22 protein-coding genes are annotated in these 17583 nt (G+C 73.6%); 10 read left to right on the top strand and 12 right to left on the bottom strand.

All coding sequences use genetic code 11. The annotated features are described in order from the left end of the window. The first annotated feature begins 21 nt into the window (after positions 1–21). Positions 22–906 (top strand): ribokinase, encoded by an 885-nt coding sequence (rbsK, locus tag KIS93_RS15890; protein WP_080036846.1) that lies wholly within the window; start codon positions 22–24, stop codon positions 904–906. A gap of 59 nt (positions 907–965) precedes the next feature. Then, positions 966–1175, top strand: a complete 210-nt coding sequence (locus tag KIS93_RS15885) for a hypothetical protein (RefSeq protein ID WP_080036847.1) — start codon at positions 966–968, stop codon at positions 1173–1175. A gap of 442 nt (positions 1176–1617) precedes the next feature. On the opposite strand, the gene KIS93_RS15880 is transcribed toward KIS93_RS15885, so the two are convergent. Next, positions 1618–2313, bottom strand: coding sequence for a FadR/GntR family transcriptional regulator (locus KIS93_RS15880; protein WP_080036848.1), 696 nt, complete (start codon positions 2311–2313; stop codon positions 1618–1620). A gap of 207 nt (positions 2314–2520) precedes the next feature. On the opposite strand from KIS93_RS15880, the gene KIS93_RS15875 reads away from it, so the two are divergent. Both KIS93_RS15875 and KIS93_RS15870 read left to right on the top strand, forming a co-directional pair. Next, positions 2521–4182: a 2-isopropylmalate synthase gene (locus tag KIS93_RS15875; protein WP_080046483.1), complete on the top strand. Its 1662-nt coding sequence runs from the start codon at positions 2521–2523 to the stop codon at positions 4180–4182. Between the two features lie 15 nt (positions 4183–4197). After that, positions 4198–4704, top strand: a complete 507-nt coding sequence (locus KIS93_RS15870; protein ID WP_080036849.1) for a nucleotidyltransferase domain-containing protein — start codon at positions 4198–4200, stop codon at positions 4702–4704. Positions 4705–4714: 10 nt separating this feature from the next. On the opposite strand, the gene pyrF is transcribed toward KIS93_RS15870, so the two are convergent. Then, positions 4715–5530, bottom strand: coding sequence for an orotidine-5'-phosphate decarboxylase (gene pyrF / locus KIS93_RS15865; RefSeq protein ID WP_080036850.1), 816 nt, complete (start codon positions 5528–5530; stop codon positions 4715–4717). Positions 5531–5646: 116 nt separating this feature from the next. Here pyrF and KIS93_RS15860 point away from each other — a divergent pair, with 116 nt between their 5' ends. Continuing rightward, on the top strand, positions 5647–6123 hold the full coding sequence (locus KIS93_RS15860) for a DUF6968 family protein (protein ID WP_080036851.1): 477 nt from the start codon (positions 5647–5649) through the stop codon (positions 6121–6123). Here KIS93_RS15860 and KIS93_RS15855 read toward each other — a convergent pair. Beyond that, entirely contained in the window at positions 6120–6476 is a 357-nt protein-coding gene (locus KIS93_RS15855; protein ID WP_080046484.1) for a hypothetical protein, read from the bottom strand. The two genes, KIS93_RS15860 and KIS93_RS15855, sit on opposite strands and share 4 nt — an antisense overlap. A gap of 83 nt (positions 6477–6559) precedes the next feature. On the opposite strand from KIS93_RS15855, the gene KIS93_RS15850 reads away from it, so the two are divergent. Beyond that, positions 6560–7363 (top strand): HAD family hydrolase, encoded by an 804-nt coding sequence (locus KIS93_RS15850; RefSeq protein ID WP_222107486.1) that lies wholly within the window; start codon positions 6560–6562, stop codon positions 7361–7363. Positions 7364–7413: 50 nt separating this feature from the next. Here KIS93_RS15850 and KIS93_RS15845 read toward each other — a convergent pair whose 3' ends face one another. The 5 genes from KIS93_RS15845 to KIS93_RS15825 all read right to left on the bottom strand — a co-directional run bounded on the left by KIS93_RS15845 (position 7414) and on the right by KIS93_RS15825 (position 9265). Then, a complete protein-coding gene (locus KIS93_RS15845) occupies positions 7414–7677 on the bottom strand; it encodes a hypothetical protein (protein ID WP_155126504.1) in 264 nt (87 codons plus the stop codon). Between the two features lie 43 nt (positions 7678–7720). Further along, complete coding sequence (locus KIS93_RS15840) at positions 7721–8341, bottom strand: TIGR00645 family protein (protein ID WP_080036853.1); 621 nt, start codon at positions 8339–8341, stop codon at positions 7721–7723. Then, positions 8341–8493 (bottom strand): hypothetical protein, encoded by a 153-nt coding sequence (locus KIS93_RS15835; protein WP_155126507.1) that lies wholly within the window; start codon positions 8491–8493, stop codon positions 8341–8343. Before KIS93_RS15835 ends, KIS93_RS15840 begins: the two co-directional genes overlap by 1 nt. Positions 8494–8612: 119 nt before the next feature. Beyond that, positions 8613–8822 (bottom strand): hypothetical protein, encoded by a 210-nt coding sequence (locus KIS93_RS15830; protein ID WP_080036854.1) that lies wholly within the window; start codon positions 8820–8822, stop codon positions 8613–8615. Between the two features lie 101 nt (positions 8823–8923). Further along, positions 8924–9265 (bottom strand): winged helix-turn-helix transcriptional regulator, encoded by a 342-nt coding sequence (locus KIS93_RS15825; protein WP_230465985.1) that lies wholly within the window; start codon positions 9263–9265, stop codon positions 8924–8926. 82 nt (positions 9266–9347) lie between these two features. Between KIS93_RS15825 and KIS93_RS15820 the strand changes: the two genes are divergently transcribed. Continuing rightward, complete coding sequence (locus KIS93_RS15820) at positions 9348–9995, top strand: NADPH-dependent F420 reductase (RefSeq protein WP_080036855.1); 648 nt, start codon at positions 9348–9350, stop codon at positions 9993–9995. Positions 9996–10140: 145 nt separating this feature from the next. Here the strand turns inward: KIS93_RS15820 and KIS93_RS15815 are convergent, their stop codons facing one another. After that, a complete protein-coding gene (locus KIS93_RS15815) occupies positions 10141–10800 on the bottom strand; it encodes an endonuclease V (protein WP_080046487.1) in 660 nt (219 codons plus the stop codon). A gap of 18 nt (positions 10801–10818) precedes the next feature. On the opposite strand from KIS93_RS15815, the gene KIS93_RS63375 reads away from it, so the two are divergent. Genes KIS93_RS63375 through KIS93_RS15800 form a run of 3 tightly spaced genes read left to right on the top strand, consistent with a single transcriptional unit; the run spans position 10819 to position 15333 of the window. Continuing rightward, a complete protein-coding gene (locus tag KIS93_RS63375; RefSeq protein ID WP_222107485.1) occupies positions 10819–12363 on the top strand; it encodes an alpha/beta hydrolase fold domain-containing protein in 1545 nt (514 codons plus the stop codon). Continuing rightward, on the top strand, positions 12312–13709 hold the full coding sequence (locus KIS93_RS15805; RefSeq protein WP_329607761.1) for an FAD-dependent oxidoreductase: 1398 nt from the start codon (positions 12312–12314) through the stop codon (positions 13707–13709). The genes KIS93_RS63375 and KIS93_RS15805 overlap by 52 nt, the downstream gene beginning before the upstream one ends. A gap of 10 nt (positions 13710–13719) precedes the next feature. Next, on the top strand, positions 13720–15333 hold the full coding sequence (locus KIS93_RS15800) for an AMP-binding protein (protein WP_080036857.1): 1614 nt from the start codon (positions 13720–13722) through the stop codon (positions 15331–15333). 49 nt (positions 15334–15382) lie between these two features. Here KIS93_RS15800 and KIS93_RS15795 read toward each other — a convergent pair whose 3' ends face one another. From KIS93_RS15795 to KIS93_RS15785, 3 genes are read right to left on the bottom strand one after another with little or no spacing between them, the layout of a single operon-like run. Next, positions 15383–16132, bottom strand: a complete 750-nt coding sequence (locus KIS93_RS15795; protein ID WP_080036858.1) for a type 1 glutamine amidotransferase — start codon at positions 16130–16132, stop codon at positions 15383–15385. After that, positions 16125–16982 (bottom strand): bifunctional 5,10-methylenetetrahydrofolate dehydrogenase/5,10-methenyltetrahydrofolate cyclohydrolase, encoded by an 858-nt coding sequence (locus KIS93_RS15790; protein ID WP_080036859.1) that lies wholly within the window; start codon positions 16980–16982, stop codon positions 16125–16127. Before KIS93_RS15790 ends, KIS93_RS15795 begins: the two co-directional genes overlap by 8 nt. Further along, on the bottom strand, positions 16979–17581 hold the full coding sequence (locus KIS93_RS15785) for a cyclodeaminase/cyclohydrolase family protein (RefSeq protein WP_080036860.1): 603 nt from the start codon (positions 17579–17581) through the stop codon (positions 16979–16981). Before KIS93_RS15785 ends, KIS93_RS15790 begins: the two co-directional genes overlap by 4 nt. Positions 17582–17583: the final 2 nt, after the last annotated feature.

Here is a 17583-nt window from a genome sequence, read left to right as displayed (position 1 = left end):
TACGCAGGAGATGATGAAGCCATGATCTCGGTTTTCGGCAGCGCCAACATGGACCTCGTCGCGTACGTCGCGAAAGCCCCCAAGCTGGGCGAGACGGTCACCGGTCACCGGTTCCGCACCGTGCCCGGCGGGAAGGGCGCCAACCAGGCGATCGCCGCCGCGCGCGCCGGCGGCGAGGTGGCGTTCCTGGGGGCGGTGGGCGACGACGGGTTCGGGGCGGAGATGCGCGCCACGCTCGCGGAGGCCGGGGTGGACGTGCGCGGCCTGCGCCAGGTGCCCGGCTCCAGCGGCATCGCGCACATCGTGGTCGACGACGACGGCTCGAACTCGATCATCGTCGTCCCCGGCGCGAACGGCACCGTCACCGGCCCCTCCGGCGAGGACCTGGCCGTGATCGCCGCGTCCAGCGCGCTGCTGCTCCAGCTCGAACTGCCCATGGAGGCGGTCGTGGAGGCCGCGCAGGCCGGCAAGGTGGCCGGCGTGCAGGTCTTCCTCACGCCCGCGCCCGCCCAGCCGCTGCCCGCCGAGCTGCTCGACGCCGTCTCGGTTCTCGTGCCGAACGAGCACGAGGCCGCCGCCATCACCGGCGTCGAAGGGCCCGAGGCCGCCCTGGACGCGCTGCTGGAGCTGGTCGAGGAGGCCGTGATCACGCTGGGCTCCGACGGCGCCCTGTACGGGGCGCGGTCGGGGGAGCGGCTGCGGGTGCCGTCGGTGAAGGTGGACGCGGTCGACACGACGGCGGCCGGCGACACGTTCGTGGGGGCGCTGGCGGTGGCGCGCACCGAGCGGCGCGGCATGGCCGACGCGCTCGCCTTCGCCTCCATGGCGGCGGCGCTGTCGGTGCAGCGCGAGGGCGCCAGCACCTCGATGCCGACCCGCCGCCAGATCGAGGACGCCCTCGCCTGACCTGCCCCTTCACCGGGTTCTGGCGGGTTCGGGCGGGTCCGTCGGGGCAGGTGAGGGCCATGAGTGAGACATCCGGCGAGCTGCCGGAAGCCGTGGGCGGGGTGAGCGGGGAGAGCGACGTGGTCGCCGAGCGCTCGGGCTGCAACACCCCGAAGTCGCGCCGCCCGATCTCGGCCGACCCGCCCGACGAGCTGGACGAGCCCGAGCCGGAGGAGGCGCCGGGCGAGGACGACGACGAGATCCGCCCGGACGTAGGCCCCACCGGCTGACCCCGGCCGCCCAAAGGCGCCCACGCGTCCACGCGTGTCACGCAGGCCACGCCAGCCACCGCCGCCACGCGTGCCCGCCATGCCCCACGCGCGCTCGCCACGGCCACAGGCGGCCACGCCTGCCACGGGGCCACGCCCGCCCACTACGCGCGCCGGCACCACGCGCGCCGGCACCACGCGCGCCGGCACCACGCGCGCCGGCACCACGCGCGCCGGCACCACGCGCGCCGGCACCACGCGCGCCGGCACCAGTGCGCCCACCACGGGTGCCCACCACGGGCGGCCGCCACGGCCACAGGCGGCCACGCCTGCCACGCCAGCCACCGGCGCCACGCCCGCCCACTACGCGCGTCCGCCACGCGCGCCCACCACGCATGCCCGACCACGCGCGCCCGCCGCAGGGGAGCGGAGCCGGGCGGTCACGGGGCTGTCGGTGGGCTGGTCAGGGGTGCTGACGGTGGAGGAGGGTGAGGGTGTGCTCCAGCTCCGCCCGCAGGACCCCCTCGGCCGCGTCGCCGTCGCCTCGCCGGATGGCCGCCACCAGCGCCGCGTGCGTGTCGTGCCCGGTGTTGGGATCGTGTGCCCGCAGCTCCAGCAGCTGCACAAGGTCGATCAGCCGCTCCCGCAGCGCGGGGGCGAACTCGGCGAACAGGTCGGTCAGCACCGGGTTGCCCGCCGCCGCGACGACGGCCGCGTGCAGCGCGATGTCGGCGTCCACGAAGGCCGTGTCGTCGCCGGCCGCCGCCCGCTCGCGCTCGCGCAGCGCCGACTCCAGCGCCGCCACGTCCTCGTCGGTACGCCGCCCGGCCGCCAGCCGCGCCGCCTGGGTCTCGACGATGACGCGCACCTCGTACACGTCGGTGATGGCGGCGCGCCGGAGCCGGGCGGGCCACTCCTCGGCGGGCTCGGTGGCGATCACGAACACGCCGGACCCTTGGCGGGCCTGCACGAGCCCCGCTCCGGCGAGCGCGCGCAGGGCCTCCCGTACGGTCGAGCGGCCCACGCCGAGGGTCTTGGCCAGCGCGTTCTCCCCGGGGAGCCGGGTGCCGACCGGCCACTCGCCCTGCGTGATCTGCGCGCGCAGGTGCTCGGTGGCCTGCTCGACGAGAGGGCTGGGGCGGAGTGAGCCGAGCGGCATGGCGGTGAACCTCTCAGGTTGTCTGAGGACCTGTGTTGTGATTAGTCTACCCGCATGACGTCGTACGGTCGCCTGCTTCTTGGCCGCCGCGGCGGGGCCTGACCGGACCGGCACCCCGCCGCGGTGGTCAGGGTGCCCGCCGGTCCCCCGTCACGACCCAGAGGGAAGTTCACCGTGTACGACTGGAACCGGCAGCGCCCCAGCGGCATGCCGTATCACCGCTACCGCCCCGTCCACGAGCGCGTCGAGGTGCCGCTGACCGGCCGCGCCTGGCCGGCGCGGCGCATCACCGAGGCCCCGCTGTGGGTGCCCGTCGACCTGCGCGACGGCAACCAGGCGCTGGCCGAGCCGATGGACCCGGAACGCAAGCGCCGCATGTTCGAGCTGCTGGTCGGCATGGGTTTCAAGGAGATCGAGGTCGGCTACCCGTCCTCCAGCCGGCTGGACTTCGACTTCATCCGCCACCTGGCCACCCCGGGCACCGTGCCCGAGGACGTGACCGTCGTGGTGTTCACGCCCGCCAGGAGCGAGCTGATCGAGCGCACCTTCGAGTCGATCGAGGGCATGTCACGCGTGGTCGTGCACCTCTACACGGCCACCGCCCCCACCTGGCGCGAGGTGGTGCTCGGCCAGGACCGGGCCGCGCTGCACCGGATGATCAGAAGCTCCGCCGAGCAGATCGCCCGCCTGGCCGGCGACCGGGACGTGCGCTTCCAGTTCTCGCCCGAGGTGTTCAACCTCACCGAGCCGGACTACGTCCTGGAGATCTGCAACGACCTGACCGCCCTGTGGGACGCCTCGCCGGACCGGCCCGTGACCCACAACCTGCCCGCGACGGTCGAGGTGGCCACGCCCAACGTGTACGCCGACCAGATCGAGTACATGCACCGCCACCTCGACCGCAGGGACGCCGTGATCCTGTCGGTGCACCCGCACAACGACCGCGGCACCGGCGTGGCCTGCGCCGAGCTGGCCGTGCTGGCGGGGGCGCAGCGGGTGGAGGGCTGCCTGTTCGGCAACGGGGAGCGCACCGGCAACGTGGACCTGGTGACGCTCGCGCTGAACCTGCACGCCCAGGGCGTCGACCCGATGATCGACCTGTCCGACATCGACGAGGTGCGCAGGGTCGTCGAGCACTGCAACCGCCTGCCGGTGCCCGAGCGCCACCCGTACGCGGGCGACCTCGTCTACACCGCCTTCTCCGGCACCCACCAGGACGCCATCAACAAGGGCCTGGCCCACCACGCCAAGCGGGCCGCCGACCTGGGCGTGCCGCCGGAGCAGGCGCCGTGGGAGGTGCCGTACCTGCCGATCGACCCGGCCGACGTGGGCCGCGGCTACCAGGCGGTCATCCGCGTCAACAGCCAGTCGGGCAAGGGCGGCATCGCGTACCTGCTGAACACCCGTTACGGCCTGGAGCTGCCGCGGCGGCTGCAGATCGACTTCTCCGCGGTCGTGCAGCGGGCCACCGACGGCAGCGGTGAGGAGATCACCGCCGAGCAGCTCTGGGAGCTGTTCCACGCCACCTACCTGGCGCCGGGCGAGATCGGCGCGCTGGAGGGCTGGAGCACGGTGGAGACCGGGCCGGGCGTGCACGAGTTCACCGGCACGCTGCCGGGCGGCCGGCGGCTGAGCGGCACCGGCAACGGCCCGCTGTCGGCGCTGACCGCGGCCCTGGCCGGCGACGGGATCGACGTGGACATCCTGCACTACTCCGAGCACGCCCTCGGCCCCGGCAAGGGCGGCCGGGCCATCGCCTACGTCGAGGCCAAGGTGAACGGCACCACCTGCTGGGGCGCGGCCCAGGACACCTCGGTCCTGACCGCCTCGGTGCACGCGGTGCTGGCCGCCGTCCACCGCGTCATCTGATCTAGGATCGTCGTCATGTTCGAAGCGGGTGCGGTGCTCGGCGTGCTGGAGGCGTTGCGGAAGGCGGGCTGCGCCGTGTGGGTCGCCGGCGGCTGGGGCATCGACGCCCTCGTCGGCCGGGTCACCAGGGAGCACGGCGACCTCGACCTGCTGCACCGCGCGGAGCAGGAGCCGGCCGTGATCGCCGCCCTGGAGTCCCTGGGGTACGCCGAGCGCACCGAGGGCGTCGTCCCCGGGCGGCCCGCCCGCTTCGTCATGACCGGCCCCGGCGGGCGGGAGCTGGACCTGCACCCGCTGCACTTCCGGCCCGACGGCTCCGCGCTGCAGCGGCTCGACGACGAGGGCGGCGCGTTCACCTATCCGGCCGAGGTGTTCGTCACCGGCGAGATCGAGGGCGTGCGGGTGCCGTGCCTGTCAGTGGCCCAGCAGGTGAGCTTCCACCAGGGTTACCCGCCCAGGGAGCGCGACCTGCTGGACATGGCGCGGCTGCGCGCGGCGTACGGGATCGACACGCACTTCTGAGCGCCGGGCGCTACCGGGCGTCGGCGGCGAGGTGGGCGGCGCACTCGTCGCGGTAGCGCAGCGTGCGCGAGCGCACCAGCTTCGGGTCCGACAGCACGGCCCGCGACACCGACGGCAGGACCGCGTGCCGTACGGACCCGAACAGCCGCGCCACGTCGGCGGGGGTGGCCCCCTGCGCGCCCAGCCCGGGCGCCAGGATGGGCCCGTTCAGGTCGTCGAGCGAGTGCTCCAGCTCGGGCAGCGTGGCGCCCATGACCACTCCGACGGGCCCGAACGGCGCGTGGCCCGCGTTCGCCGCGGCGGCGCCGGCCAGCACCTGGCCGGCCACGAGCCGCTGCAGCCCGGCCGCCTCCGGGTTCGACGTGCGGGCCAGCACGAACACGCCCGCGTCGTTGGCCATCGCCGAGGTGATCGCGCCCTCCAACGAGCCGAAGCCCAGGTAGGGGCTGAGCGTGACGGCGTCGGCGGCCAGCGGGCTGCCCTTGTCGAGGTACGCCTCGGCGTAGGCGGCCATCGTGCTGTCGATGTCGCCGCGTTTGACGTCGAGCAGCACGAGCGTGCCCGCCTCGCGCAGGTCGGCGATCGTCCGCTCGAGGACGGCGATGCCCCGGCTGCCCCAGCGCTCGAAGAAGGCCGACTGGGGTTTGACCACGGCCGCGACGTCGGCCACCGCCTCGACCACCGTGCGGCAGAAGCGCTCCAGCGCCGCGGGGGAGTCGTCGAGGCCCCAGGTGTGCAGGAGGGCGGGGCTCGGGTCGATGCCCACGCAGAGCGGCCCGCACTCGTCGAGCCTGGCTCGCAGGCGGCTCCCGAACGACTCGTTCATCTCAGCGCTCCCCTGGGCGAATGGTCCTCCGGCGACGATATGGTACGCGAGCCGCCGTTGCCTAACCGGTGCCCCTCCGAGTCTTCCGCGCGTGGCCCCGGGGTAGATGAGCAGACATGTACGAGATCGCCCACCGGGTGCTGACGCTGCGCACCGATCCGCCACGCGAGGTCGTGGTCACGGTCGGCGTGCCGTTCGAGGAACCGACGGGGGAGTGGTCGTGCCCCTACCGGATCGACGGGCTGGACGGCTGGGAGCACGAGCGGAAGGTCTCCGGGCTCGACTCGCTGGAGGCGGTCGAGCTGGCGATGGTGACGGTCAGGGCCGCGGTGGCGGGCTCGCACGAGGCCAGGGAGGGGTTGCTGGCCTGGGAGGAGGAGCCGGCCGGGCGGCGGGCGCGCACGGTGTACGTGAGCGTGGACCGGGCCAGGAACCTCGCCTACATCGCCATGAAGCACGAGATCGTGCCGGGTGAGGCGATGCGGCAGTTCGTGGCGGAGGACATCGTCCTCGACTACGGCGACGCCGGGCAGCTCCTCGGCCTGGAGCTCACGGACGCGGCCCGGCTGCTCCCCTCGGAGCTGCGCCTCTAGCGACGTGTCAGCAGCCACCGCCAGCGCGGCAGTTCGAGCACCACCGTGACCACGGCCAGCACGGAGACCAGCGCGGCGGCGAACGCGTGCCACGCCACCCACGCCGCCGCCACGGCCGCCACCACCTGGAGGAGGACGAGCAGGATCGTCACGAAGCCGGGCACGGCGACGATCACGTTCCGCTTGTCGCCCGGGGTGGAGAAGAGCGTGGGCAGCCCGATCAGGACGATCACCGACAGCACGGCCAGCGCCACCGAGTGCGGGGCCAGCGCCCACGGGGTCGCGACCCAGGCGACCAGCTCGGTGGCGAAGCGGAACACGGACGCCGTGCGGTCGTCCGGGCGGGGGGTCATGGGGGGAACGGTGGAGGACACGCGCGTACCCTACAGCGGACCTCTGAGGTGTTTCATCCGGATATGTCGCGATAATCGCTTCTGTGAGCAGCTTCCCCAGAATCGTGGCCACCGACCTCGACGGCACCCTCCTGTCCGACGCGGGCACCGTCACCCCCCGCACCAGGCAGGCGCTCCAGGCGGCCCGCGCGGCCGGCGCCGAGATCGTCTTCGTCACCGCCAGAGCCCCGCGCGGCGTGCGCGGCATCGCCCGGCAGGCCGGCGTGTCCGGCACCGCGATCTGCAGCAACGGCGCCGTCGTGTACGACCTCGCGACCGACGAGATCACCCACCAGTATCCCCTCGACCCGCGCACCGCCCGCCAGGTGGCGCAGGCCCTGGCCCTGGCGCTGCCCGGCGTCGGCCTGGCCGTCGAGACGGGCAGGAACATCCTGGTGGAGGCCGCCTACACCCGCCGGATCGAGCACGACGTGGCCTTCTACCGCGAGGTGGAGTCGGTCTTCGACGAGGACCGGCCCATCGTCAAGCTGCTCGCTCTGTCTCCGGCCCACACGGCGGACGAGATGTACGCGGCCGTGGCCGCCTCGATCGGCGACCTGGCCGAGGTCACGTACTCGGGTATGGAAGGGCTCTTGGAGATCAGCGCCGCCGGCGTCACGAAGGCGGTCACGCTCGGCCGGCTCTGCGCGGAGCGGGGCGTGGAGGCCGGGGACGTGGTGGCGTTCGGGGACATGCCGAACGACCTCGCGGTGCTGCTCTACGCGGGGGCCGGTTACGCGATGGCCAACGCGCACCCGATGGTGCTGTCGGCGGCCGGCCACCGCACCCTGTCGAACGACGAGGACGGCGTGGCCGTGGTACTGGAGAACCTCCTCGCCGCCCGCTGAAACCTGATGCCCCGGTGCCCGCCCACCCCCGCGGGCGGGCACGTACGGCGTCATGCGTCGTCGTCCGACACGCGCGAGGCGCCCTCGCAGGTGGTGGGCGACTTGCTGAGCAGCGGAACCAGGCCGCCACAGGTGCTCACCGGCAGCGACACGGGCTCGACGATCTCGTCATTGAAGATGATCACGTCGCCGATCAGCGACGACGAGCCCTGCTTCGCGCCGCCGTCCTCCGCCTCGGCGACCGCCCCGGTGCCGCAGAGCAGCGCCAGGACGGCCGCCGGGAGCCCCGCGAACGCGGCGCCGCGTACCCTCATCCCGCGCTCCGCCAGGAACGGCGGCACGCCGGCGGGCGCCCGCTCACGCGGCCATCCGCTCCGGCTGCAACTGACCCGGCCGCTCGGCACCGCCGGTGCCGTGCTGCGGCCGGCCACCGGCCATGATGCGGTCGATGGTGGCCAGCGCCAGCGCCGAGACGACGAAGGTCAGATGGATCAGGGTTTTCCATATCAGCTCTCTGTCGGTGATGGTGGGCCGGGCCGCGTTGATGAAGATCTGCAGCAGGTGGATGGAAGAGATGCCGACGATCGCCATGGCCAGCTTGACCTTCAGCACGTTGGCGTTGACGTGGGAGAGCCACTGCGGCTGGTCGGGGTGGCCCTCGATGCGCAGCCGCGAGACGAACGTCTCGTAACCCCCTATGATGACCATGATCAGCAGGTTGGAGATCATGACGACGTCCACGAGGCCGAGGACGATCAGCATGACCGCGGTCTCCGGCGGGTGACCGGTGAAGCCGAGGTGGACCAGGTGGAGCAGCTCCATCATGAACCGCCACACGTACACCACCTGGGCGACGATCAGCCCCAGGTACAGAGGCGCCTGGAACCAGCGGCTGAGGAACATGATGTAGCCGACGCGCCCGGATCTCGTCCGTGACTCGGTCGGCGAGTCCGCCACGGACAGTCGCGCGAGTCGCACTACGACGTCAGCAGGTTGATGTGCTGGACGTAGGTGCTGATGTCGACGCGGGGCGGATCGGAGCCGAGACTGTCGAGGGTGATCGGTGGTGCGCCGCCCGCCAGTGCGAGGGCGGACAGGGCGGTGAGGGCGGCCACGACGCGGACCTTCAACGGAACTCCTTGCTGCTCTTCGGTTTTCTGGGACCGGGCGGCGCGGATCTGGCGCGCCGCCCGCACCGGTTGTCCCGGTCGTCGAGGGGTGACCTTCGCCGGCGGTCTGCGCCCGGCGATCAGGGGGCCAGGCAGGACACCCCGGGCATCTCGGCGGGCAGGCCGGGCGCGGCCGGGTCGACGGCCCCGGGCAGGCCCGTGGCGCCGTGCGTGAGACACTCGGCGATCACCATCGGATCGACGACGGCGTACGAGGCGGGCGCGGCGAGCACGGTCAGGCCGGCCGCGATGACGGCGGCGCCGGCGATCCTGCGGACAGTGAAGAGCATGGAACCTCCTGGGTAACGGTAATGAACAACCCTCGACTAGCTACCCAGAGTAGTGATTTGGTAACACTCGGCTCAAGTAAAGTGTTGCGCGCACTCCATGCTCAGGCGGGTTCGTAACGATCCTGGGCGGCCATGACCTCGTCGCCGTGGTCGGCCGCCCACGCGCCGAACGCCTCGATCGGGCCGAGCAGCGAGCGGCCCAGGCCGGTCAGCTCGTACTCGACCCTGGGCGGCGCCTCGGCGTAGACACGCCGGGCCACCAGGCCGTTGTACTCCAGGCGGCGCAGCGTCTCGGTCAGGACCTTCGTGCTGATGCCGCCGATCTCCGCGCGCAGCCGCCCGGGCCGGCGCGGGCCGTGGCGCAGCGCCCAGACGACGACCGCGTTCCAGGTGTTGGCCATCAGGTCGAAGGCGAGTCTGGCCTGGCAGTCGGCGAGGAACAACGCGACCCTCCATTGGGCACCGAATGGTGCGTGTCGGAACTTCTACCGTCCCAGTAAAGCCCTAACGGACGGAGGACGGACAATGCGGATCGGGATCCTGGGCGCGGGCGGCATGGCGGACGCCCTGGGCACGCAGTGGGCACGCGCCGGGCACGAGGTGACGGTGAGCGGGCGGGACCTGAGCCGGAGCGCGGCCCAGGCGGCCCGGATGACCGCTGCGGCGGGCGCTGAGGTGCGGGCCGCGAGCTACGCGGAGGCGGGCGCGTTCGGCGAGGTCGTGGTGGTGGCCGTCAGGGAGGAGGGGCTGCTGGACACGCTCCAGGCCGCCGGCGCGGCGCTGCGCGGCAAGGCGCTGATCGACGTCACCAACGCCGCCCCTCTCACGTACGACCTCACGCGCTCCCACGCCCGCCTCATCGGCGACATCACCGGCGGGCACGTGGTGAAGGCGTTCAACCTGTGCCACGTGGACGTGTGGCGGATGACGCCGCCCGTCTTCGACGGCAGGCCGCTGGCAGTGCCCCTGTGCGGCGACGACCCCGAGGCGCTGGCCGCCACCCGCACGCTCGTCGCCGACCTGGGCTGCACCCCCGTGGATGGGGGCGGGCTCGAACGGGCGGCGCTGCTGGAGGCGACGGCGGCGTTCATGATCGGCCTGTGGTTCGGCGGCACCGACGCCCAGGCCATCCTCCCGCCCCTGGCCTCGTCGGGCGCACACGGATCCTCCTGAGGGGGCTTGCGGCGCGGCACCGCTGGGGGCGACGGGCGGCGGGTGAGGGGCGGCCGGCGGCCAGGACGCGTGGGCCGGGCGAGGCGGCCGGCGGTGTGGGCGCGTGGCGGTCAGGACGCGTGGAGACGGGTGAGACGGCCGGCGGTCAGGACGGGTGGCGGGCCAGGTGGTCGGCGCGGCGGACCGGCTCCGGGAGGCGGTAGCGCGGGGTCAGGCGCAGGACCTGGTCCGTGGCGACGTCCAGCGAGATGCGGTGCCCCTGCGAGACGTACACGGGCTTGACCTCCCGCTGCGTCCGCAGGGCGCGCCCCACCGTGGCGCCCTCGTGCACGATCGGCGTCCACGCCCCCCGCTCCGGCCCCGGCGGCTCGTGCGTGCCGACGAACGGCGTCTTGCCCACACCCAGCGCGGGCAGCCCGGTCAGCACGCCCAGATGGCAGGCCAGGCCGAAGCCGCGCGGGTGCGCCAGCCCGTACCCGTCGCACACCAGCAGGTCGGGCGTCACCGTGAGCCGTTCGAGCGCCGCCACCAGCGCCGGCAGCTCGCGGAAGGCGAACAGGCCCGGCACGTACGGGAAGGCCGCCTCCCCGTGCGCCACCACCTCCTCCACCGGCTCCAGCGTGCCGCCGTCGAGGACGACCACCGCGGCCGTCAGCGCGTCGTCGCCGCGGTAGTGCACATCCAGCCCGGCCACCAGCGCGAACGAGTCGGGCCCCGACAGCTCGACCTCGCCACGGAGCCGGTCCTGGACGGCCTCCGCCTCGGCGACACTGCCGGGCCACGGGTGAAGCTGCTTCACATGCACCCGGCCTAAGGTATCCCCATGCGCGAGGTCCTGGTGATCGTCGGTCCAGAGGTGGTGGCGGACGCCGAACTGCTCGGCGAGATCGCCCGCCGCGAGTTCGCCGCGCTCGGGGTGGCGGGCCGGCTCGTCCACGCCCGCGACGCCGCCCACGTGCGCTCTCTCATGCGTACGGAGGACGTGGTCGTCGTCGTCCCCGCCCCCGGCCCCGACGCCCGGACCCTGCTCCGGCAGCCGCCCGGCAGCGGGGTGGTGGTGCCGGTGGACATCGACCGCGTCCCGGGCGCCCGCCACATCCACGGCCGCGGCCTCGCGGGCCTCGCCTGGGCCATCCGCCACGCCGTCCACCGCGCCCGCCACCCGCAGGTCCGCCGGATCCCCTACGGCCCGTCACCCGAGCAGTGGGGCGACCTGTACCTCCCGCCGGCGCCCCAGGCGGGGGCGGCAGTCCCCGACGCAGACCCCGCCGAGACGCCCCGCGCGACGGAAGGGCGGGCGGAGACGCCTGGCGCGGCGGGAGAGCGTGCCGAGGTGCCCGGCACGGGAAGGCATGCGGAGGTGCCCAGCGCGGCGGGCGGGCGTGCGGAGGTGCCCGGTGCGGCGGGCGTGCCCGGGCGGGTGCCGGTCGTGGCGCTGGTGCACGGCGGGTACTGGCGGTCGGAGTGGGCGGCCGACCTCATGGAGGCGCTGTGCGCGGACCTGGCGGCGCGCGGGTTCGCGGTGTGGAACCTGGAGTACCGCCGCCCGGACCTGCACGGCTGGGCCGCGACCCGTCAGGACGTCACCGCCGGCCTGGCCGCCCTCCACGCCATCGGCCCCGCCACCCCGACTGGCCCGACCCTCGCCGCCCGCCGCGCGCAGCCGGGGAATGGGCCAGACGCATCCGATCGCGCCGAGCCACGCAATGGGCCAGACGCGGCTGACCCCGCCGAGCTACGCAATGGGCCAGGTGCGGCTGACCGCGCCGAGCTACGCAATGGGCCAGACGCACCTGACCGCGCCGAGCCGCGCAATGGCCCAGACACGCCCGATCGCGCCGAGCCGCAGCCGCCGTCGGTCGCGCCTGGCCTGGCCGTCCCGGAGGCGCCGTCGCTCGACCTGGATCGGATCGTCGTGGCCGGTCACTCCGCGGGCGCGCAGCTCGCCTTGCGCGCCGTGGCCGACGGCGCCCGGGTGGCGCTGGCCGTGTCGCTGGCGGGCGTGCTCGACCTGGAACAGACGGACCGCCGCTGGCTCAGCCACGGCGCGATGGCCGCAGCCCTGACCGGCGGCGAAGCCCCTGCACCCGCCCTGGACCACGGCTCTCTGGACGAGGGGGAGTTGCTCGCCTCCTCGCCCCTCCTCCGCCTCCCCCTGGGCGTCCCGCAGATCGTCGTCCAGGGCCGGGGCGACGACGTCAACCTGGTCGACTTCTCCCGCCGTTACGTCGCCGCGGCCCGTCAGGCGGGGGACGAGGTGGCGTACCTGGAGCTGCCCGGCGACCACCAGGACGTGATCACCCCCGGCACCCCGATCTGGCAGGCGACGGCCGCCGCCATCACCAGAGTCGTCACCGCCGTCACCTAGACAACCCCCGCCCCCCGCCGTACGAAGGAGAGATGGAGGTCTCGATCGTCGGCGCCGGGCTGGTCGGCTGCCTGCTCGCCTGCTACCTGGCCCGCCGCGGCCACCGCGTCACCCTGTACGAACGCCGCCCCGACCCCCGGGAGCGCGGCCCGGACCGCGGCAGGTCGATCAACCTGGCGATCTCGCGCCGGGGCATCGACGCCTTGAGCCGGATCGGGCTCGACGGCAAGGTGCTGCACGCGGCGCTGCCGATGGCGGGCCGGATGATGCACGGGATGGACGGCGCGCTCACGTTCCAGCCGTACAGCGCGGACCGGTCGCAGGCGATCAACTCGATCGGCCGCGCGGACCTGAACAGGGAGCTGCTGGAGGCGGCGAGCGCGCAGCCGGGCGTGGAGGTGCGGTTCGGGTGCCGGTTGACGGGCCTGGACGAGCGGACGGGGCGGTTACGGTTCGCGTCGGGCGAGGAGGCCGAGGCCGGGGTGGTGATCGGCGCGGACGGGGCGTACAGCGCGGTGCGGGCCAGGTTGCAGCAGCTCCCGGGCGTGAGCTTCAGCCAGGAGTACCTGGACTACGGCTACAAGGAGCTGTCGATCCCGCCGCAGGACGGGCGGTTCGCCCTGGATCCGGGGGCGTTGCACATCTGGCCGCGCGGCCGTTCCATGATGATCGCCCTGCCGAACCAGGACCGCTCGTTCACCTGCACCCTGTTCTGGCCGCACGACACGCTCGCCGCGCTCGACACCCCGCAGCGGATCAGGGCGTACTTCGCCGAGCACTACCGGGACGCGTTCGGGCTGATGCCGGACCTGGTGCCGGACTTCCGGGGCAACCCGGTGGGGCATCTGGTCACGATGCGCTGCTCGCCGTGGCACGCCGGCGGCGGGGACGCGGTGGTGGGGCTGGTCGGTGACGCCGCGCACGCGATCGTGCCGTTCTACGGGCAGGGCGCCAACTGCGGGTTCGAGGACTGCGTGGAGCTGGACCGCTGCCTGGACGAGGCGGGCGACGACTTCCCGAGGGCGCTGGAGCTGTTCGAGCGGCGCAAGGCGGACACGGATGTGATCGCCCGGCTGGCGCTGGACAACTTCGTCGAGATGCGCGACAAGGTGGGCTCGCGGGTGTTCCTGGCGGGCAAGCGGCTGGAGCACGCGCTGGAGCGGGTGCTGCCCGGTTACGTCTCGCGTTACGAGCTGATCTCGTTCTCGACGACGCCGTACTCGCAGGTGGAGCGGCGGGTGGCGCGCCAGCGGCGGTTGGCGGTGGCGGCGGGCGCGGCGCTGGTGGCGCTCGGGTTCGCGGCGCGTCGCGGCCGGGGTCTGGTGCGTACGCCCGAGGCCGACTGACACTGTGGGCATGCTGTCGTACTCCAGCGCCACCGCCGACACTCCGCTCCTGGGCGAGACCATCGGCGAGAACCTCGAACGCACCGTGGCCCGCTTCGGCGACCGGGAAGCCCTCGTGGACGTCCCCTCGGGCCGGAGATGGACCTACACGCAGCTCGACGCGGACGTCGACGACCTGGCCAGGGCCCTGCTGGCGAGGGGCATCGCGAAGGGCGACAGGGTGGGCATCTGGGCGCCCAACCGGGCCGAATGGGTGATCGTCCAGTACGCCACCGCCAAGGTCGGCGCGATCCTGGTCAACGTCAACCCGGCCTACCGCACGCACGAGCTGCGTTACGTCGTCGAGCAGTCGGGCATGCGGCTGCTCATCAGCGCCCTGTCGCACAAGGGCAGCGACTACCGGGCCATGGTGACGGAGGTCGGCTTCTCCGACGTCGTCTACCTGGACGACCCGAGCTGGGAGCGGCTGACGGAGGTCAAGGCGGACCCGGCGGCCCTGCGCGCCCGGATGGCGGAGCTGGCCTTCGACGACCCGATCAACATCCAGTACACCTCGGGCACGACCGGCTTCCCGAAGGGCGCGACGCTGTCGCACCACAACATCCTCAACAACGGCTTCTTCGTGGGCGAGCTGATCCACTACACCGAGGCGGACCGGGTGTGCCTGCCGGTGCCGTTCTACCACTGCTTCGGCATGGTGATGGGCAACCTGGGCGCCACCTCGCACGGCTCGTGCATCGTCATCCCGTCGCCGGGCTTCGACGCCGAGGCCACGCTGCGCGCGGTGGAGGAGGAGCGGTGCACGTCGCTGTACGGGGTGCCGACGATGTTCATCGCCGAGCTGGCGCTGGCCGCCAAGTTCGACCTGTCGTCCCTGCGTACGGGCATCATGGCGGGCTCGCCGTGCCCGGTGGAGGTGATGAAACGGGTCGTCGGCGAGATGAACATGGGCGAGGTCGCCATCTGCTACGGCATGACCGAGACGTCACCGGTGTCCACGATGACCAGGTCCGACGACGACCTGGCCCGCAGGACGGAGACGGTGGGCCGGGTGATGCCGCACGTCGAGGTGAAGATCGTGGACCCGGAGACGCGGCTGACGGTGCCCAGGGGGGAGCCGGGCGAGCTGTGCACGCGCGGCTACTCGGTCATGCTCGGCTACTGGAACCAGCCGGACAAGACGGCCGAGGCCATCGACGCGGCCCGCTGGATGCACACGGGCGACCTGGCCACCATGGACGAGCACGGCTACGTCAACGTGGTCGGCCGGATCAAGGACCTCATCATCAGGGGCGGGGAGAACATCTACCCGCGCGAGATCGAGGAGTTCCTGTACGGGCATCCGGACATCGCCGACGTGCAGGTCATCGGGGTGCCCGACGAGAGGTACGGCGAGGAGGTCATGGCCTGGGTGATCATGCGGCCCGGCACGGAGCCGCTGACGCCCGAGCGGCTCAGGGAGTACTGCGCGGGCAGGCTGGCGCACTTCAAGATCCCCCGGTACGTGCACGTCGTGGACGCGTTCCCGCTCACGGTGACCGGGAAGATCAGGAAGGTGGAGATGCGGGAGCGTTCCGTCGAACTGCTCGGCCTGCGGGACGCGGCGGGCATAAGGAACGCCTGAACGGGTGCGAGCGGCCGTACGGAACGCCTGAGCGGGTGCGACCGGCCGGTCAGGCGGCGCCGCTCACGCCGGTGGCCGTCCCGGCGACTGTCCCGGCGGTCGTTCCGGCGGCTGTTCCGGCGGTGGCGAGTGCGGCGAACCGGCCGATCACCGTGCGCCAGACCGGCGTGGAGACCGGCTCGTCGGCCACCGCCCGCGCGTACACCTCGTCAGGGTCGAACCCCTCCACCCGCCACTCCCGGATGCGCGCCGGCAGCACCTCCGGATGGAACTGCACGCCCCACGCCCGCTCCCCCACCCGGAACGCCTGGTACGGGCAGGCGCCGGTCTCGGCCAGGTGCGCGGCGCCGCCGGGCAGGCGGGTGACGGCGTCCTTGTGGTGCTCGATCGCGGGCACCACCGGCGGCAGGCCGTGGAAGAGCGGGTCGGTGGCCGCCTCGGGCCTGATCGTGACGGGCAGGCTGCCGTTCTCCGGCGTGCCTGAGTTGGCGCGGACCTCGCCGCCGGCGACCTGGGCGAGCATCTGCCCGCCCAGGCAGATGCCGAACACGGGCACCCCCGCGGCCAGCGCCTGCTCCATCAGGCGCCGCGCGTCGCGCAGCCACGGGGCCCGCTCGTCGTCGCCGGGCAGGTAGCCGCCGCCGAGCATGATCATGGCGTCGTGGCGCAGGCCGCCGGGCAGGGGCGCGCCCGCGTGGGCGGGCACCACGTCGAGCGTCAGGCCGCCCTCCTCCAGCCATCCGGCCATCCGGCTGGGGCCGCCGCTCGTGCTGTTCTGGATGACGAGGACGTCAGCCATCGTGGGCCTCCTCCTGGGGGTCGTGCGGCCGGTTCGCGGCCCTGGCGGTGTGGCTGAGCAGCAGGGCCGTGGTGACGGGGCCGACGCCGCCGGGCACGGGGGTGAGCGCGCCGGCCACGTTCGAGACCGCGGCGAAGTCGACGTCGCCGGTCAGCCCGCCGTCGTCGGTCGGGTTGGTGCCGACGTCGATCACCACCGCGCCCATCGCGACGTGCGCGGCCCCGATCAGCCCGGCCCGCCCGGCCGCCGCGACCAGCACCTCGGCCTGCGAGGTGACGGCGGCCAGGTCGCGGGTACGCGAGTGGCAGACGGTGACCGTGGCGTGCCGGTCGAGCAGCAGGTGCGCCAGCGGCTTGCCCACCACCGTCGAGCGGCCGACGACCACGGCCCGCCGCCCGGCCAGCTCCACCTCGTAGTGGTCGAGCAGCGCCAGCACGGCCGCCGCCGTGGCGGGAGGGAAGGCGGGCAGCCCGGCCGCCAGCCGGCCGAGCGAGAGCGGGTTGGCGCCGTCGACGTCCTTGCCCGGGTCGATGGCCGCGGCCAGCTCCTGCGCGGAGGCGCCGGGCGGCAGCGGGGTCTGCAGCATGAGGCCGTGCACCTGCGGGTCGGCCGACAGCCGGGCCAGCGTCTCGCGGATCCGGCCGGGCGCCGCCTCGGGGCCCAGGTCGACCACGTCGCAGGCGATGCCGACGCCGGCCGCGGCCTTGGCGATGGAGCGGACGTACCACAGGCTCGCCTCGTCGGCGGTGGCCACGACCACGGCCAGCCGCGGCTGCGGGCCCGCGGCGGCCTCGGCCTGCGTGCGCGCCCTGATCGCGGCGGCCAGATCCTTGCCCGTCAGCGTCTTCAAGAGATCTCCTCGCGTACCTCGGCGGTCACCCAGTCTGCCCTGGCGACGGCCGCGTCCACGCCGGAGATCCGGATGTTCAGCTCTTCGCGTACCCGCTCGTCCTTGATGCCGCGCAGGTTGATCTCGACGTTCACCCGGGCCGTGGTGAGTGCGGCGCGGGCGGCGTCGGCGGCGGCGGCCACGTCGGTGACGACGTTGCGGTTGCCGATCGGCAGCAGCAGCTCGCACAGCTCGACCAGGCGCGTGGCGGTCTCGGCCACCCGAGCGGGCGGCTCGGCGGCGCCGGCCAGCGCGCGGGCGATGGCGGCGCTGCGCTCCTCGCCCTTGGGCAGCCGGTAGGCGTCGGTGACCGCGGTGAACGCCGCCGCGTCCTCCTCGGCCAGCCGCAGCGCCCGCGCCCGCAGCGAGTCCGTCTCCGCGATCACGGCGACGACGGTCTCGGCGTGCTCGGTGTACTTCTCGCCGGTGGTGTAGCGGGCCACCATGCCGAGCAGCGCGGCGGCCTGCGCCGCGTGCAGGGCCGCCGTGGCGCCGCCCCCGGGCGCGGGCACCCGGTCGGCGAGCTGGTCGAGGAAGTCGACGATCTTCAAGTCGCGCATGG

Source organism: [Actinomadura] parvosata subsp. kistnae (genome assembly GCF_900323885.1).
GTDB classification, from domain to species: Bacteria; Actinomycetota; Actinomycetes; order Streptosporangiales; family Streptosporangiaceae; genus Nonomuraea; species Nonomuraea composti.
Note: the sequence above shows the minus strand (reverse complement) of the source record. Positions and strands in the feature narration are given on the sequence as shown.

Excerpts from the sequence above, each read along its gene's own strand:
- KIS93_RS15870 (WP_080036849.1), top strand. The coding sequence starts at position 4,198 with ATGTTCGAAGCGGGTGCGGTGCTCGGCGTGCTGGAGGCGTTGCGGAAG.
- KIS93_RS15885 (WP_080036847.1), top strand. The coding sequence starts at position 966 with ATGAGTGAGACATCCGGCGAGCTGCCGGAAGCCGTGGGCGGGGTGAGC.
- pyrF (WP_080036850.1), bottom strand. The coding sequence starts at position 5,530 with ATGAACGAGTCGTTCGGGAGCCGCCTGCGAGCCAGGCTCGACGAGTGC.
- rbsK (WP_080036846.1), top strand. The coding sequence starts at position 22 with ATGATCTCGGTTTTCGGCAGCGCCAACATGGACCTCGTCGCGTACGTC.
- KIS93_RS63375 (WP_222107485.1), top strand. The coding sequence starts at position 10,819 with ATGCGCGAGGTCCTGGTGATCGTCGGTCCAGAGGTGGTGGCGGACGCC.
- KIS93_RS15800 (WP_080036857.1), top strand. The coding sequence starts at position 13,720 with ATGCTGTCGTACTCCAGCGCCACCGCCGACACTCCGCTCCTGGGCGAG.
- KIS93_RS15845 (WP_155126504.1), bottom strand. The coding sequence starts at position 7,677 with ATGAGGGTACGCGGCGCCGCGTTCGCGGGGCTCCCGGCGGCCGTCCTG.
- KIS93_RS15875 (WP_080046483.1), top strand. The coding sequence starts at position 2,521 with ATGCCGTATCACCGCTACCGCCCCGTCCACGAGCGCGTCGAGGTGCCG.
- KIS93_RS15830 (WP_080036854.1), bottom strand. The coding sequence starts at position 8,822 with ATGCTCTTCACTGTCCGCAGGATCGCCGGCGCCGCCGTCATCGCGGCC.
- KIS93_RS15785 (WP_080036860.1), bottom strand. The coding sequence starts at position 17,581 with ATGCGCGACTTGAAGATCGTCGACTTCCTCGACCAGCTCGCCGACCGG.
- KIS93_RS15855 (WP_080046484.1), bottom strand. The coding sequence starts at position 6,476 with ATGACCCCCCGCCCGGACGACCGCACGGCGTCCGTGTTCCGCTTCGCC.
- KIS93_RS15820 (WP_080036855.1), top strand. The coding sequence starts at position 9,348 with ATGCGGATCGGGATCCTGGGCGCGGGCGGCATGGCGGACGCCCTGGGC.
- KIS93_RS15795 (WP_080036858.1), bottom strand. The coding sequence starts at position 16,132 with ATGGCTGACGTCCTCGTCATCCAGAACAGCACGAGCGGCGGCCCCAGC.
- KIS93_RS15880 (WP_080036848.1), bottom strand. The coding sequence starts at position 2,313 with ATGCCGCTCGGCTCACTCCGCCCCAGCCCTCTCGTCGAGCAGGCCACC.
- KIS93_RS15860 (WP_080036851.1), top strand. The coding sequence starts at position 5,647 with ATGTACGAGATCGCCCACCGGGTGCTGACGCTGCGCACCGATCCGCCA.